We start from the raw sequence: 15,776 nt of genomic DNA on the forward strand, positions 1-15,776 counted from the left end.
GTTAATAAGAGGTTAATCGGTTCCCCGCTTGCCGTGTATGGAGTGCCAAGGTCCCTACACGGCCTTTTTGCGTTTAACGGACACATTCAAGGTATTTCTCCTCGCGATGAGTCAGGACATTCTTTGCTTGAGCGTTTCAGGCCGACTAGGAGTTATGTTTAGGTGGTTCCCATGCTCAGCTTTCTCATGATAAAGGCTTTAAATCTTGGGCTTTTAAAGCAGCGAGGGTTTAATGCTGATGGTAGTATGCACCGGCAATGATCCGGTGGGTAAGGCGCCAAAACGATGAAAGGCAACAGCCATTTTTTAAGCTTTTTTGCTCAAGTGGGCATGTTTTTAACTCTTGCGTTGACGCTGTCGATCGATGGCGGATATAGCTACGGCGCTGTAATAGTGCTGCTGGGGAGTTTTTTGGGGTTGGGGGCGTTCAGGGTATACCGCGGCCAGCACCTCGCTCATGAGGACAAGCAACTGCTGCTGGTGTTTATTCTGTATGGCCTTAGTTTCTTGTTTTTTCGAGCGTACCACGTGTTTGAATGGAGTGGGCTGGATAAGCCGTCGAGGTTCATTCTGGTCTGCTTGATTTTCCTGTTTCTCCGTTCGGTGGCTCTTAAAGGGCATTTGTTATGGCTCGGTGCCGCAGCTGGCACGTATTCGGGCGTAGGTGTCGCAATCTATCAGCACTTTATCGATGACAAGGCTCGGGCTAACGGCTTTCAGCATCCGATCATGTTTGGAAACTTCGGCGTGCTGCTGGGCATGATCTGCTTTGCCGGATTCATTTTCTATATTGGCAAAAAACAGTATACGTATGCTGTTTTAATGTTTCTGGCAGGTGTTTCGGGGCTGTTGGTGTCTATTTTGTCGGGCTCGCGGGGAGGGTGGCTGGCCATTCCTGTCGGCCTTGTCTACCTCTTCTGGCAAAGTCGCGACGTCATCGGTGTTCGGCTTGTAAAGCAGGCCGCGGCATTTTTTTTGGCTACAATGGTGGCTGTAATTGCGATACCTCAGACCGGCGTATCTCATCGGATTGGCCAGGCCGTATCAGACATTGAAAACTATGTTGAGCCTGATGGAAGTGTTCGAACCTCGGTTGGGCTTCGCTTTGAAATGTGGAAAGCAGCCCTTCATCTTTATAAAGAATCCCCCATTCTCGGGGTTGGTGAGTTTGACATTCAGGCCAAGAAACAGGTGCTGGCGGACGAGGGGATCATTGATCAAGCAGCTGTTCATTATGGGCACGCTCATAATGAGTATCTAACTAACCTGAGCGAATATGGAACGATTGGGTTTATCCTGCTTATGATTCTTTATATCGTGCCGTTGCGTCTTTTTAATCAAAAGATTCGTGCGTACCCATCAAATTGGAATATTCGGTGCTACGCCATGGCTGGTGGTTTGATTCCAGCGTGTTATATGGATTTTGCGCTGACTCAGTCCATGTTTTCTCATAACTCGGGCGTTATGCTGTTTTCATTAGGCATCATGTATTTTTGGGGTGTGGTAAGAAACCTTGAGAGCGAGAAAACTTCTGCCTGAAGTAGCTAGCACCCACGTGTTTAAGCTAATCATGTTTTTAAGTAAAAAGGGGCCTTTTGGCCCCTTTTTTTGAGCGTGGTTACGCGGTTATTGCCATGCCAGTAAAATCAGGAAATAGCTGAGCAGAGTGACGATGAAGATTCCGGCAATATTCAGTGCAAACCCTGCTGAAATCATGGACTTTATCTTCATTTTTCCGGTTGCAAATACGATGGCGTTTGGTGGGGTCGCAACTGGCATCATGAAGGCGAAACTGGCGGCAAGCGCTGCAGGTACGGTGATCAAAAGCAGTGATTGATCAAGCGATACGGCAAGCGCGCCCAAAAGCGGCAAGAACGCGGCGGCTGTTGCCGTGTTTGAGGTAACTTCGGTCAAGAAGATGATGACCATGACGACGATCATGATCAGCAACAGTAAAGGCAGGTTGCCGAATATAGCCAAGTGTTCGGCGATCCAGGTGGCAAGCCCGGAACTTTTGACGGCGCCAGCAAGTGAAAGCCCGCCGCCGAACAGCAGTAAAACCCCCCAGGGCAGATCACTTGCATTATCCCAGCTCATGAGCCTGGATTGACCTTCCTGACCCGAGGGAGTCAGAAATAGCCCGACCCCAATGATCATTGCGATACCGGTATCAGAAAGCCAGGGTAAGCCGTAGGTATTCAAGAGCGGGCGGAAAACCCAGAATCCGGCCGCCAGTGCAAAGGCAATCGCGACCCGTTTTTCAGCGTGGCTCATGGGGCCCAGTTCATCGAGCTTTTCTCGAAAGAGCGCGTTGCTGTCGGCGTTTTCAACGTTACCGAGTCCGCGCGTAAGCCAGAACCAGGCAAAAAGCATCATCACCAAAGCAATCGGTAGTCCGACCACCATCCATTGACCGAAACCGATGTCGATGGACTGATCGTTTGAAAGATAGCCTGCCAGCAGTGCGTTTGGCGGGGTGCCGATCAGGGTGGCGACGCCGCCAATGCTTGCGGCATAGGCGATAGCCAGCAAAAGCGACGTGGCGTAACGATTGTCGGTGACTGTGTTTTTCTCAGTCAGCGTGGTGATCACCGACATGCCGATGGGCAACATCATGATCGCCGTCGCGGTATTGGAAACCCACATGCTGATAAAGCCTGTGGCCAGCATGAATCCGGCCACCTGCCGTTTCGGTGACTGACCGACCATCAATAGAATCTTAAGCGCCAGGCGCTTGTGTAGATTCCAGTACTGCATGGCCAACCCTAAAAGAAAGCCGCCTAGAAAAAGAAAGATGATTGGATTGGCGTAGGGAGCGGTGGCGGTCTTGACGTCACCGATACCCATGGCCGGGATCAATATGATCGGAAGGAGCGAGGTCACGGGGATCGGGATGGCTTCTGTTGACCACCACGTCGCCATAAGCAGGGCAAGGCCGATACAATGCCAGGCTGAAGGGGGAATATCGCTGGGAGCGGGAATGATCAAGACGCTGATGGCAAAGATCAGGCCTAATACTAACCCGATGCGTGGCGCCATGGTTGACGTTTCCTGGGTGCTCATATCGAGTCCTTTTTAAAAAACGGTAATATGCCAGCGCATCTTTTCGCGCTGAAACACTTTGGCATATAAGCCCTTCGTATAATGTGTTTTCATTGGCCGCATAAAAAGGCGGCTACGCTCGGGTGGCCGTATCTGTTTTCACTGTTGCTCATAGGAGAAGTGCGATGATTCTAGTGACCGGAGGCGCGGGCTACATCGGCTCGCACACGGTTGTTGCTCTGATGGATGCAGGGCATGAGGTACTGGTGTTGGATAATTTGTCCAACTCGAGTGAAGAAGCGTTGTCACGCGTGGCCAATCTGGTCGGGCGCGACGTGCCGTTCATGGAAGGCGACATTCGCAACGAAGCGCTTCTTGATCGCATTTTCGAGCAGCATGAGATTACGTCGGTTGTTCATTTCGCGGGGCTCAAGGCCGTAGGTGAGAGCGTTGAAAAACCGATCAAGTATTACGATAACAACGTCAACGGCACGCTTGTGCTGTGTCGTGCCATGGCGCGAGCGGGCGTCAAGAGCATCGTGTTCAGCTCATCGGCAACGGTTTATGGCGACCCGGAAACCGTACCGATCAATGAAAACTTTCCTACGGCGGCTACCAATCCATATGGACGTTCCAAATTGATGGTTGAGGAGATTCTTCGTGATCTCGCCGTTGCCGATCCGAGCTGGCGTGTCTGCCTGCTGCGTTATTTCAATCCGGTTGGTGCACATGAAAGTGGCCAGATCGGAGAAGACCCGCAGGGTATTCCCAACAATCTTGTTCCCTTTATCAGTCAGGTTGCCGTAGGGCGTCGTGAGCGACTTTCCGTGTTCGGAAGTGACTATGCGACTCACGACGGTACGGGCGTACGTGACTATATCCACGTGGTCGATTTGGCCGATGGCCATCTCAAGGCGCTCGAATATCTGGGAAGCAACGAAGGGGTATTCACCTTCAACTTGGGCACCGGTCAAGGCTACAGCGTTCTCGATGTGGTCAAGGCCTTCGAAAAGGCCAGTGAGATCGAGGTGCCTTATAAACTCGAGCCTCGTCGTCCGGGTGATATTGCTCAGTGTTACGCTGATCCGGCGTATGCCGAAACCGAACTTGGCTGGACTGCGAAAAAGGGCATCGAGGCCATGATGGCCGACACCTGGCGTTGGCAATATAATAATCCCCACGGATACGGGTCGGACTCTAACTGACCGCGTGGGCAATCGCTTGTAACGTAGAACTATGAGCAGGCGTTTGACTCTGCTCGTCTTGGATCGTTGTTTTAAAGGAAGATACATTGAAAATTACAGTCTTTGGTACCGGATACGTCGGCCTCGTGACAGGCACCTGCCTTGCAGACGTCGGTCATGATGTAATGTGCATGGACGTGGACGCCGACAAGATCGCGCGACTTGAGCAGGGCGAAATTCCGATTTTCGAGCCCGGTCTGACGCCGATGGTCGAGCGCAACGTATCCGCGGGTCGCCTGCGCTTCACAACGGATGCCAAAACCGCTGTTGAGCACGGTGTGCTTCAGTTCATCGCCGTTGGTACGCCGCCGGACGAAGATGGCAGCGCCGATCTTAAATATGTTCTGGCGGTTGCCAATACGATCGGTGAGTACATGACCGACTATCGCGTCGTTATCGATAAGTCGACAGTACCTGTCGGCACGGCTGACCGTGTTCATCAGGCGCTCTCCAAGGCGCTGGATGCGCGTGGTTCCAAGATCGATTTCGACGTTTGCTCCAACCCTGAATTCTTGAAGGAAGGGGCGGCCATCGACGATTTCACCCGTGGTGCGCGAATCGTTGTGGGTACCGAGTCTGACAAGGTCAAGGAGCTGATGCGTGAATGCTACGGCCCTTATAACCGTAATCATGACAAGCTGATGTTCATGGACATCCGTGCCGCTGAGCTGACCAAGTATGCTGCGAACGCCATGCTTGCAACCAAGATAAGTTTCATGAACGAAATCGCCAATCTGGCTGAGCGTCTGGGTGCTGACATCGAAGCCGTACGTCGTGGTATCGGCAGTGACCCGCGTATCGGATATCACTTCATTTATCCGGGGTGTGGTTACGGCGGTTCCTGTTTCCCCAAAGACGTTCAGGCTCTGGCCCGCACGGCGTCTCAGGTTGGTTATGAAGCCGAACTGCTAAACGCTGTCGAAACGGTCAACTACCGTCAGAAAACAACGTTGTTCCGTAAGCTGTCCGCAGCGTTTGATGGCGATCTCGCCGGCAAGACCATTGCAGTATGGGGTCTGGCATTCAAACCCAACACCGATGACATGCGCGAAGCCCCGAGCCGCACCCTGATGGAAGCGATCTGGGACGCGGGGGGCAAGGTTCAGGCCTACGACCCCGAAGCGATGAAAGAATGCCGCCGTATCTACGGTGAGCGTGATGACCTCGTGCTGGTGGCGGATCGGATTCAGGCCGTTCGCGGTGCGGATGCGCTCGTGATCGTTACCGAATGGAAAGAGTTCCGTACGCTCGACTTCAAATGGCTCAAGGAACAGCTTTCCCTGCCGGTGCTGATCGATGGCCGTAACCTGTATGAACCGAGCGCCGTGCACGAAGCCGGGCTTATGTATTACGCTATCGGCCGTGGTGAATCCCTTACCATGTCCAACGAGTAATCATTTGTTCCATGACGGTATCTCAAAAACCGCTTGCCGCGATTGCTATCCGGCAAGTGGAAAAAAACACGGGAGCGAGTCGTAACGCTTTCGAGCAGGCTCATGCACTGCATGAACTGGGGTATCGAGTCGTGATTCTGGCCGAGCGGGCTCGGCCAGAATTGATTAATGCCAGTGGCGTACAATGGGTGCGTTGCTGGCGTTTTCCGTTTAAGGGTGCGATTCGACGCTTCTGGTTCAATCGCTGTGTCCAGCGCTGGGTCAAAAAGCATTCTCCTGCCTTGCTGGTAAGCCACGGCGATGTAGAAACGCCCGACATAGTGTATTTACACAACTGTGTTCATCTGGCGAGCGAGCGGATTTACGGCACTTCCTTGCCCACGCGCCATGAGGTCGCGGCAATACATGATCATGTATTGACCCGGCAACTTTTTAAAAAGGTGGCGGTAAATTCCCGTCTTATGGGAGAGGACCTCAAGGCTCGTTATGGCATCAGCGATGAGCGGATTGAAATAAGTTATCCTGGCTATGACGCTACGCGCTTCAATCCCCAAAATGCCCGTCTTCGTCGTGATGAAATGAGGGCGCGCTTCGGCTGTAACCAGGGTGAGTGCTTGATCGGTCTGGTAACGTCTGGAAATTTTGCCAAGCGTAACGTCAAAGGGTTTATCGAGTTGGCTGCGACGCTTGATAAGCGCCACGATAACCTGCGCTTTCTTGTTGTTGGTAAAGACGACGCTACACCATTCAAGGAGCAGGCCTCTGCGCTTGGCATTGGTGATCGCGTATATTGGCAAACGACCATTGATGATGTTCAAGCGCTTTATGGCGCGCTTGATGTTTTCGTGTTGCCCGCTCATATAGAGGAATTCGGGCGCGTTGCGCTTGAGGCAATGGCGTGTGGTACTCCTGTAATCCTTTCAAAGTACGTTGGCAGCGCCGAATTGATTGCCGCTCGCTGGCCGCAGTTGGTTATTGATCCGGATGATCAAACCAGGTGGTCAGACCAGCTTGACGGTTTTCTGCAATCTGCGACTCAACGTCAGCAGATCGGAAACGATATGGCGAAACTTGCAACGAATTTCGCGCATGAAAAACAGTCTCGGAAGTTGATGACCTCCTTTCAGGCTCTGTCTTCTACACATGGGGCATGCTCTAAATGAACCTCTCCTCCACAGTTTTGATTCTTGCGCTGATAATTGGTGTGGGCGTCGTGCTGGGTCTCGCTTTGTACGCTAAAAAACTCTGGGGTGAAGTGGGTAGGCGCCAGAAACAAGCCCAAGCCGAGCATGATCGGGCCAAGCAGCAGTGCCTTGCCAACCTCGACGTGTTGTCCCAGGCTGTCATCGCCGATCAGGTCGACCTGATCGAAGGGGTCTTGCGTTGCTGTGTCATTTTGGACATTTACGATGCAGGCTTATTCGAGCGGCCCGCCCTGAAACCGCTTTTGAATATCCGTGAAAAGGCCCAGCGGTTTCATACGCACGACGCTCGTCAGGAATTGACGCCGCGGGAGCGAATGAAGGAAGACAAGGAGCGGCTCGAGCTTGCCGGTGAGTATCGCAACGATATTCGAGCTGCCGCGTTTGATATACAAACCTTAAGTGCGGGACATGCCGGTGCCGTTATGGCACATGAAGCCCATTGAAGAAACATCATGTACTTTAAGCCGGGTGCACGGGCTTTTATTGCTTTATGTTATAGGCTATCTTCTTGAACAGTTTGATTGAAAACGCTGTTCGACTATTGCATCATGTCAGGCGTTGGGGCACTTTGTAATCCCTACCAGAGGTGGACTACTCTGACGGGGTAGGTGGGGGCGGAGAGAGCGGTGTTGGATTGCTTACCCCCGAGCGCCGAACTCGCCTGCTTTCATCATAAAACACGGCTAACATGAAGCTAGCCTAGGTTGTACTAAGAAGGAGTTTTTAAATGAATAAATCAGCGACTGGCTTACTGCTCGGTTCGGCGCTTGTTGTCGGCCTTTCCGGCTGTGCAAGTTCGGGCGGTGCGACATCTTCCAGCTCATCCGACCAGCCCTGGTACTCTACTCCGTTCGTCTGCGGTCTTGCCGGCGGTCTGATCGGTGGTGGTATCGGCTATAGCGTAAGCGGCGATGATGACGAAGAAACCGGTGGTGCCATCGGCGGCGTTGCAGGCGCAACCACTGGTGCTCTGTTGTGCTCTAACAACGAGCCGACAGTCATGGATTCCGACAACGATGGCGTGCCGGACGATCGTGACGAGTGCCCGGGCACACCTGCTGGCGTAGCGGTAGATGCCAAAGGCTGCCCGCTTGATTCCGACAGCGACGGCGTGCCTGATTATCAGGATCAGTGCCCGGGAACTCCGGCCGGTGTTAGCGTAGACGCCAAAGGTTGCCCGCTGGACTCTGATGGCGATGGCGTGCCTGACTATCAGGACCAGTGCCCGAACACGCCAGCTGGCACCAAAGTCAATGCGCTTGGCTGCCCGGCAAACGTTGTTCTCAATGACGTCAACTTCAAGTTCGATTCTGCTCAGCTGACTTCCAGTGCCGAACAGATCCTCGACGGCGTTGCCGAGAAGCTGAATGCCAACGACAGCGTTCGCGTCCGTGTTGAAGGGTATACCGACTCCGTCGGCTCTGACTCTTACAACAAAGATCTTTCTCAGCGTCGTGCTGACTCCGTCAAGAGCTATTTGGTAAGCCAGGGCGTTGACAGCAGCCGTCTCGAGACCAAAGGTCTGGGCGAAAGCAACTTCGTTGCAACCAATAACACTGCAGAAGGTCGTGCTCAGAACCGTCGTGTCGAGCTGCGTCCCCTCGGTGATGCCGGTCAACTTAACTAAGTATTTAGTTTTGTGATCGAGAAAGCCCCGTCTATCGGGGCTTTTTTATTTTTGAGTGGACGTTTAAGAAAAAGCATTGATAGAGTACGTCCTTCTCAATAGGCATCAAGGTACTACTTACCGCTGTGTATGGCGGGCTCTTGCCTTGATCGCGGAAACACAAGCACTGATTCAAGTGATCCTTGGTAGGGGTCACCACTGAATATAAGGATTTTAAATGCCAGTTATTACGCTTCCTGATGGCGCCAAGAAAGAATTCGATGGGCCAGTTACAGTCATGGACGTCGCCGCCTCGATTGGTGCCGGCCTTGCAAAAGCGGCTGTTGCCGGTCGGATCGACGGAACACTTGTTGACGCAAGCGATGTTATCGAACAAGACGCCAATGTTTCGATTATTACCGCAAAGAATCAGGAAGGCCTTGAAATCATTCGGCATACGTGTGCTCACCTTTTAGGGCATGCGGTCAAGCAACTGTATCCCAACGCCAAGATGGCGATCGGTCCAGTGATTGACGATGGCTTCTATTACGATATCGATTTTGGTGAGTCCATATCATCAGAAGATCTCGGTGAGATTGAAAAGCGGATGAAGACGCTGATCGATACCGAGTACGACGTTGTTCGAGAGTATGTGAGCAGCCAGCACGCTCACGAAGTGTTTGTCGAGCGCGACGAGCCTTATAAGCAGGAAATCATCGATGGCATCGGCCAGGGTGAAACAGTTCGCCTGTATCATCATCAGGAATACATCGATATGTGCCGCGGGCCTCATGTGCCCAATACCCGCCATTTGAAATCGTTCAAGTTACTCAAGCTTGCCGGAGCGTACTGGCGAGGTGACGCTTCAAACCAGATGCTTACGCGTATTTACGGTACGGCCTGGGGCGACAAGAAGCAGCTAAAGGCATACCTGACCCGCCTGGAAGAGGCAGAGAAGCGCGATCATAGAAAACTTGCCAAGCGCATGGACCTTTTTCATCTTCAAGAAGAAGCGCCAGGCATGGTGTTCTGGCACCCCAATGGTTGGTCATTATGGCAAGTAATCGAGCAGTATCTGCGGGATGTCTATAAGCAGGGCGGCTATCAGGAAGTGCGCTGCCCACAGGTGATGGATGTCTCGCTCTGGAAGAAATCGGGTCACTGGGATAACTATTCCGAAAACATGTTTTTCACCGAATCGGAAAAACGTGAATTCGCACTGAAGCCGATGAACTGCCCGGGCCATGTGCAGCTTTTCAATCAGGGGCTTAAAAGCTACCGGGATCTACCGATTCGCTTCGGTGAATTCGGTGGGTGTCATCGTAATGAGCCTTCTGGCGCGCTGCACGGCATCATGCGTGTGCGAGGCTTCACCCAGGACGATGGCCACGTCTTTTGTACCGAGGCTCAGATCGAGCCTGAAGTTACCGCATTCCACAGGCAGGCGCTGAGTGTCTACAAAGATTTCGGTTTCGACGATATCGAAGTCAAGATCGCGCTGCGGCCTGAAAAACGCCTGGGCGATGACGACGTATGGGACCAGGCTGAGGCGGCGCTCAGAAATGCATTATCCGCGTGCGACGTTGAATGGACGGAGCTGCCGGGTGAAGGTGCATTTTACGGGCCCAAGATCGAATACCACATGAAAGATTGCCTGGGTCGTGAGTGGCAGGTCGGAACCATGCAGGTCGATTTCATGATGCCGACCCGTCTGGGTGCGCAGTATGTGGCAGAGGATGGAAATCGTTATGCACCGGTGATGCTGCATCGTGCCATCGTTGGTTCAATGGAGCGTTTTATCGGTATTCTCGTTGAACACTATGCTGGAAATCTGCCAGCATGGTTGGCGCCTGTACAGGCAGTTGCCATGTGTATCACCGATGCGCAGGCGAACTATGTCAATCAGGTGGTGGATCAATTACAATCTGCCGGTGTTCGTGTCAAGTCTGACTTGAGAAATGAGAAGATAGGTTTTAAAATCCGCGAACATACGTTAACGAAAGTTCCTTATCTGCTGGTAATCGGAGATAAGGAAGCCGAGAATGGAAAGGTCGCAGTGCGAACACGCACCGGAGAAGATTTGGGCGTGCTTTCCGTTTCGGAACTTCTTGCTACACTGGAAAGTACACGCAAGCAGTCTTTTTCTTAAAACTAACGGAGACGTAGCGATTAAGCGGAATAATCAACGTGGGCGCGCTCAAGAGAAGCGGCCCCCAATCAATGATCGAATTCGCGCAGATGAGGTTCGCCTCATTGATGCCGAAGGTGAGCAGCTTGGTGTTGTCACATTAGACGACGCCCTGGCAAAAGCCACTGAAGCCGGTATGGATCTTGTTCAGATATCCAGCGGCGATCCGATCGTTTGTAAGATCATGGATTACGGCAAGTTTCTTTTTGAGCAGAAAAAGCAGAAATCTGCCCAGAAAAAGAAACAGAAGCAGATTCAGATCAAGGAAGTTAAATTCCGTCCTGGAACGGATGAAGGCGATTATCAGGTTAAGTTACGAAACCTGATTCGCTTTCTAGAAGATGGCGACAAGGGCAAAGTTACCTTGCGCTTTCGCGGTCGGGAAATGGCGCACCAAGACATCGGCCGTAAGCTGATGGAGCGAATCGAGAGCGATCTTGAAGAGCTGGCTGTAGTCGAATCCCGTCCGAAAATGGAAGGCCGGCAAATGATAATGATGCTGGCGCCCAAGAAGAAGTGATCCGATGGCAGTTAAACGGGTGCGCTTGAAGCGCACCGGCCTTGGATTTTCTTAAAAAAGTTGGAGTTCTCATGCCTAAGATCAAGACTAACCGGGGCGCTGCCAAGCGCTTCAAGAAATCTGCTAATGGCTTCAAGCACAAGCAGTCTTTCCGTAGCCACATCCTGACCAAAAAGTCGACTAAGCGTAAGCGTCAGCTGCGCGGTATGAAGCAGGTTCACGATTCCGATCGTCCCCTGATCATCCGCATGTTGCCGAACCTTTAATCCGACTTTTAATCCTTTCAGGAGAGCGTTATGCCCCGCGTTAAACGTGGCGTCGTTGCACGCCGCCGTCACAATAAGATTTTGAAGCAAGCCAAAGGCTACTATGGTGCGCGTTCGCGTACATTTCGTGTAGCCAAGCAGGCCGTCATCAAGGCCGGTCAGTACGCATACCGCGACCGTCGTCAGCGTAAGCGTCAGTTCCGCGCCCTCTGGATCACTCGTATCAATGCGGCTGCTCGTATTCATGGCATGTCGTACAGCAAGTTTGTTGCCGGCCTCAAGAAGAGCGGCATCGAGATCGACCGTAAGGTTCTTGCTGATCTTGCAGTACATGAAAAAGCTGCATTTGGTGCGATTGTAGAGAAAGCCAAGGCTGCTCAATCGTAAGGATACTTGCTCCTTTCCGGAGCTTGTAGCCACTTCGTAAGGGAAGAGCATGCCGCTCTTCCCTTATTTTTTGTCGGTCTGCCTGTGTTTTGCAATCGAACCAGGTGAGACCAGCCATTGGTCAGTGGAGCACAGGATGGATCAACTTTCCTCATTGGTCACCGAAGCTGAGCGCGCGATTGAGGAGGCGGGAGACGTTCAATCCCTTGATGCGTTACGCGTTCACTATTTGGGGAAAAAGGGCGAGTTGACAGCTCAGCTCAAAACGCTTGGCAAATTGCCTGCTGAAGACCGGCCAAAAGCTGGCGAAGCAATCAATAAGGCCAAGCAAACGCTTTCTACGCGTATCGATGAAAAAAAGCAGACGTTGGAAAGTGCTGCTTTGAACGAACGGCTCGCGTCCGAGCGTGTGGATGTGACCTTACCCGGCCGGTCCGGGCCTCAGGGTGGCTTGCACCCTGTAACCAAGACGCTCGAGCGCATTGAGAATCTGTTCACGCATATTGGTTATAGCGTGGCGGAGGGCCCTGAAATCGAAGACGATTTCCATAACTTCGAAGCACTCAATATTCCCTCGCACCACCCCGCGCGCGCCATGCACGATACGTTCTACTTTGATGCCTCGCGGCTTTTAAGAACGCATACGTCGCCTGTCCAGATTCGCACCATGGCTTCCCAGGAGCCCCCGGTCCGTATCGTATGTCCCGGTCGCGTCTATCGCTGCGATTCTGATCTGACCCACAGCCCGATGTTTCACCAGGTTGAAGGTCTCTTGGTCGACGAGAATGTAAGCTTTGCCGACTTAAAGGGTACGGTCGAGGCATTTTTGCGTGCGTTTTTTGAAAAGGATGAGCTTGATGTGCGGTTCCGTCCTTCCTATTTCCCCTTCACAGAGCCCTCTGCAGAAGTCGATGTTCAGTGCGTGATGTGTCTGGGTGATGGGTGTCGTGTGTGCTCTCACACCGGCTGGCTTGAGGTCATGGGCTGCGGCATGGTGCATCCGGAAGTATTTCGTCACGCAGGCGTTGATGCCTCTCGTTTCAGTGGGTTCGCATTTGGCATGGGCGCCGAACGCCTTGCGATGTTGCGTTATGGGGTCAATGACCTTCGACTATTTTTCGAAAACGATCTGCGGTTCTTGCGGCAGTTTCAGTAAAAGGCAGGCGAGTGAGTCTCTATGAAAGTTTCTGAAAAATGGCTGCGCGAATGGGTGTCGCCAGCCCTTGATACCCAGGCGCTTGCCGACCAGATCACCATGGCAGGGCTTGAAGTGGATGGCATTGAGCCGGCATGTCCTGCCTTCAGCGGCGTGGTCGTTGCCCATGTTGTTGAGGTTAGCCCCCACCCGGATGCCGACAAGCTGAACGTCTGTCAAGTTGATACCGGCAGTGAGCGCGTCCAGGTCGTCTGTGGTGCTCGCAATATCGCATCGGGTCAGCGGATCGCATTTGCAACCGTCGGTGCCGTTCTGCCTGGCGATTTCAAGATCAAGAAAGCCAAACTGCGCGGCGTTGAATCCCGCGGCATGGTTTGTGCAGCCTCCGAGCTCGGTCTTGAGGAAGGGAGTTCTGATGGCATTCTCGTCCTGCCGGAGACAGCGCCGGTCGGAGAGGATTTTCGCACATGGCTCGAGCTTGATGATTCGGTGATTGAGGTCGACCTGACGCCGAACCGTGGTGACTGCTTAAGCGTTCGTGGTATTGCTCGTGAAGTAGGTGTGCTTAATCGGCTTGGCGTGACTGCCCCGGAAATGGCGGATGCGCCCACTACACTGGACGAGCGCCCGACGGTCGAGCTCGCCGCGACTGATCTCTGCCCTCACTATCTGAGTCGAATCGTCAAGGGGGTCGATGTTTCGGCGCCAACACCGCTTTGGATGCAGGAGCGCCTTCGCCGTGCAGGCCTTCGGTCGATCGATATCGTGGTCGATGTTACAAACTATGTGTTGCTCGAGCTGGGACAGCCTCTGCATGCCTTCGATTTTGAGGCAATTTCGGGGGGAATCCAGATTCGCCGTGCCCAGGCAGGTGAATCGCTTGAGCTGTTGGGCGGGCAAAAGGTCGACCTGCGAGACGACACATTGATCATTGCCGATGACAGTGGGCCGCTGGCCATCGCCGGTATTATGGGCGGCGCTTCTTCCGGTGTTACTGAAAACACTGCCTCGGTACTGCTTGAGGCCGCATTTTTCACACCACTGGCCATCGCCGGGCGCGCACGCTCTTATGGTCTTCACACCGATGCATCGCACCGGTTCGAGCGTGGGGTTGATCCGGGCCAGACCGAGCAAGCCATGATGCGCGCTTCAAGTTTGCTCGTTCAATACGCCGGTGGTCAGGCAGGGCCGATCGTGAGCGCCGGTGGCCGCGATGAAACGGCTCGCGTTATAGAACTGAGTGCCGAACGTATCGAACGCACTCTCGGCGTTGCTTTGCCGGAATGGGAGGTCGTGGATATCCTGACCCGGCTTGGTATGACGGTTCACGCTGAAGGGAATGCGCAGTGGCGCGTTGACGTACCCAGCTGGCGCTTCGATATCTCGATTGATGCCGACTTGATCGAGGAACTCGCCCGCGTCTACGGCTACAACAACATGCCTGTTCGTCATCCTGCGATGGATATGGCGCCGGTTGTGCGAAACGAGGCCATCATCTCCGATCGTACGCTTAGAGACCGATTGGTCGATCTTGGCTATCAGGAAGCGATTACCTACAGCTTCATTTCGTCAGAGCTTCAGCATCAGTTTCATCCGGATGCAGTCTCGCCAGAGCTTTTGAATCCGATCTCAAGTGACATGGCAGTGATGCGCAGCACACTGTGGCCTGGCTTGATCAAAACGCTGCAGCACAATCTGAATCGACAGCAGTCGCGTGTACGGCTTTTCGAAATAGGGCAAGTGTTTAACGGGTCACTCGATGCGCTGTCTCAGGATAAGCGCCTGGGTGGGCTCATCTATGGCAGCCGCCATCCGGAAGACTGGTTCAACCGTTCGGGCGAGGTGGATTTTTTCGACATAAAGGCCGACGTCGAAGCCATCATGGCGCTCGGTGGCGAGCGTCAATGGCGTTTCGTCCAGTGCGAGCACAGCACGCTTCACCCGGGGCAATCGGCTCAAATCCTTGATGGCGAGACACCGATTGGCTGGGTTGGGGCACTGCATCCCTCGATCACGCAAGCCCTTGGTCTCAAGAGCAATGTCTTCGTGTTCGAGCTGGACTATTCTAGTGTCACCATGCGTCATGTTCCGAGTTTCGAGCCGCTGTCGCGCTATCCTGAAGTTCGGCGTGATCTTGCCATTGTCGTCGATGAGCGGGTGGTGCTCTCTGATATAACCGACGCCATTGCGACGGTTGCCGGTGAATGGCTGGTCGATTGGCGCCTGTTCGATGTTTATCAGGGCAAGGGCGTTGAACCGGGCAACAAGAGCTTGGCGATCGGCTTGACCTGGCAACACCCATCACGCACTCTCAACGATGATGAGGTGAGCCAGTGGGTTTCGGCCATAGTCGAAACGCTTGAAGATCGGTTCGAGGCAAGCCTTAGACGCTAAAATAAGGAGAAACACGGCAATGAGTGCGTTAACCAAGGCCGAACTGGCCGAGCACCTGCATACAGAGCTTGGGCTTTCAAAGCGTGACGCCAAGGACATGGTCGAATCCTTCTTCGACGAAATTCGCGGGTGTCTGCGGGAAAACGAACAGGTCAAGCTGTCGGGGTTCGGCAACTTCGATCTGCGCGACAAGAGCGAGCGACCGGGGCGCAACCCGAAGACCGGGGAAGAAATTCCCATCTCGGCGCGTCGAGTGGTGACCTTTCGTCCGGGCCAGAAGCTCAAAAGCCGTGTGGAAACTTATAGTGGCAATAACGATGATCAGGTATGAGCCATGCCTGTTCTGTGTGAAAGGCGCCTTTTGGCGCCTTTTT

Annotated in this window: 14 protein-coding genes; 13 read left to right on the forward strand and 1 reads right to left on the reverse strand. The window is 53.3% G+C overall.

Going from position 1 to position 15,776, the window contains the following annotated elements; translation table 11 throughout:
- Positions 1-285: 285 nt before the first annotated feature.
- Positions 286-1,539, forward strand: coding sequence for an O-antigen ligase family protein (locus tag NAT23_RS02065; protein ID WP_251925011.1), 1,254 nt, complete (start codon positions 286-288; stop codon positions 1,537-1,539).
- A gap of 87 nt (positions 1,540-1,626) precedes the next feature.
- Here NAT23_RS02065 and NAT23_RS02070 read toward each other — a convergent pair whose 3' ends face one another.
- Positions 1,627-3,063: an SLC13 family permease gene (locus NAT23_RS02070; RefSeq protein WP_251925013.1), complete on the reverse strand. Its 1,437-nt coding sequence runs from the start codon at positions 3,061-3,063 to the stop codon at positions 1,627-1,629.
- A gap of 164 nt (positions 3,064-3,227) precedes the next feature.
- Between NAT23_RS02070 and galE the strand changes: the two genes are divergently transcribed.
- The 12 genes from galE (at position 3,228) to ihfA (ending at position 15,733) form a co-directional block, all read left to right on the forward strand.
- The gene (gene galE / locus NAT23_RS02075; RefSeq protein WP_251925015.1) at positions 3,228-4,247 is read left to right on the forward strand and encodes a UDP-glucose 4-epimerase GalE; all 1,020 of its coding nucleotides are present in this window, start codon (positions 3,228-3,230) and stop codon (positions 4,245-4,247) included.
- A gap of 86 nt (positions 4,248-4,333) precedes the next feature.
- Positions 4,334-5,680 (forward strand): UDP-glucose dehydrogenase family protein, encoded by a 1,347-nt coding sequence (locus NAT23_RS02080; protein WP_251925018.1) that lies wholly within the window; start codon positions 4,334-4,336, stop codon positions 5,678-5,680.
- 11 nt (positions 5,681-5,691) lie between these two features.
- Positions 5,692-6,843, forward strand: coding sequence for a glycosyltransferase family 4 protein (locus NAT23_RS02085; RefSeq protein ID WP_251925020.1), 1,152 nt, complete (start codon positions 5,692-5,694; stop codon positions 6,841-6,843).
- Entirely contained in the window at positions 6,840-7,328 is a 489-nt protein-coding gene (locus tag NAT23_RS02090) for a DUF2489 domain-containing protein (RefSeq protein ID WP_251925022.1), read from the forward strand. The genes NAT23_RS02085 and NAT23_RS02090 overlap by 4 nt, the downstream gene beginning before the upstream one ends.
- 284 nt (positions 7,329-7,612) lie before the next feature.
- Positions 7,613-8,512, forward strand: a complete 900-nt coding sequence (locus NAT23_RS02095; RefSeq protein ID WP_251589948.1) for an OmpA family protein — start codon at positions 7,613-7,615, stop codon at positions 8,510-8,512.
- A gap of 217 nt (positions 8,513-8,729) precedes the next feature.
- Positions 8,730-10,640: a threonine--tRNA ligase gene (gene thrS / locus NAT23_RS02100; protein ID WP_251925024.1), complete on the forward strand. Its 1,911-nt coding sequence runs from the start codon at positions 8,730-8,732 to the stop codon at positions 10,638-10,640.
- Complete coding sequence (infC, locus tag NAT23_RS02105) at positions 10,600-11,199, forward strand: translation initiation factor IF-3 (protein WP_285835988.1); 600 nt, start codon at positions 10,600-10,602, stop codon at positions 11,197-11,199. The genes thrS and infC overlap by 41 nt, the downstream gene beginning before the upstream one ends.
- A 71-nt stretch (positions 11,200-11,270) precedes the next feature.
- Positions 11,271-11,465 (forward strand): 50S ribosomal protein L35, encoded by a 195-nt coding sequence (gene rpmI, locus NAT23_RS02110; protein ID WP_251589951.1) that lies wholly within the window; start codon positions 11,271-11,273, stop codon positions 11,463-11,465.
- Between the two features lie 30 nt (positions 11,466-11,495).
- Complete coding sequence (rplT, locus tag NAT23_RS02115; protein ID WP_251589952.1) at positions 11,496-11,852, forward strand: 50S ribosomal protein L20; 357 nt, start codon at positions 11,496-11,498, stop codon at positions 11,850-11,852.
- 136 nt (positions 11,853-11,988) lie between these two features.
- Complete coding sequence (gene pheS, locus NAT23_RS02120) at positions 11,989-13,008, forward strand: phenylalanine--tRNA ligase subunit alpha (RefSeq protein WP_251589953.1); 1,020 nt, start codon at positions 11,989-11,991, stop codon at positions 13,006-13,008.
- A 21-nt stretch (positions 13,009-13,029) separates the two neighbouring features.
- The gene (pheT, locus tag NAT23_RS02125) at positions 13,030-15,402 is read left to right on the forward strand and encodes a phenylalanine--tRNA ligase subunit beta (protein ID WP_251925026.1); all 2,373 of its coding nucleotides are present in this window, start codon (positions 13,030-13,032) and stop codon (positions 15,400-15,402) included.
- A gap of 19 nt (positions 15,403-15,421) precedes the next feature.
- Entirely contained in the window at positions 15,422-15,733 is a 312-nt protein-coding gene (gene ihfA / locus NAT23_RS02130; protein WP_251925029.1) for an integration host factor subunit alpha, read from the forward strand.
- Positions 15,734-15,776: the final 43 nt, after the last annotated feature.

Source organism: Larsenimonas salina, assembly GCF_023736155.1.
Classification (GTDB): domain Bacteria; phylum Pseudomonadota; class Gammaproteobacteria; order Pseudomonadales; family Halomonadaceae; genus Larsenimonas; species Larsenimonas salina.

Coding starts and splice junctions, on each gene's coding strand:
- rpmI (WP_251589951.1), top strand. CDS start 11,271: ATGCCTAAGATCAAGACTAACCGGGGCGCTGCCAAGCGCTTCAAGAAA.
- NAT23_RS02070 (WP_251925013.1), bottom strand. CDS start 3,063: ATGAGCACCCAGGAAACGTCAACCATGGCGCCACGCATCGGGTTAGTA.
- rplT (WP_251589952.1), top strand. CDS start 11,496: ATGCCCCGCGTTAAACGTGGCGTCGTTGCACGCCGCCGTCACAATAAG.
- NAT23_RS02095 (WP_251589948.1), top strand. CDS start 7,613: ATGAATAAATCAGCGACTGGCTTACTGCTCGGTTCGGCGCTTGTTGTC.
- NAT23_RS02065 (WP_251925011.1), top strand. CDS start 286: ATGAAAGGCAACAGCCATTTTTTAAGCTTTTTTGCTCAAGTGGGCATG.
- thrS (WP_251925024.1), top strand. CDS start 8,730: ATGCCAGTTATTACGCTTCCTGATGGCGCCAAGAAAGAATTCGATGGG.
- pheT (WP_251925026.1), top strand. CDS start 13,030: ATGAAAGTTTCTGAAAAATGGCTGCGCGAATGGGTGTCGCCAGCCCTT.
- ihfA (WP_251925029.1), top strand. CDS start 15,422: ATGAGTGCGTTAACCAAGGCCGAACTGGCCGAGCACCTGCATACAGAG.
- galE (WP_251925015.1), top strand. CDS start 3,228: ATGATTCTAGTGACCGGAGGCGCGGGCTACATCGGCTCGCACACGGTT.
- NAT23_RS02085 (WP_251925020.1), top strand. CDS start 5,692: ATGACGGTATCTCAAAAACCGCTTGCCGCGATTGCTATCCGGCAAGTG.
- NAT23_RS02090 (WP_251925022.1), top strand. CDS start 6,840: ATGAACCTCTCCTCCACAGTTTTGATTCTTGCGCTGATAATTGGTGTG.
- pheS (WP_251589953.1), top strand. CDS start 11,989: ATGGATCAACTTTCCTCATTGGTCACCGAAGCTGAGCGCGCGATTGAG.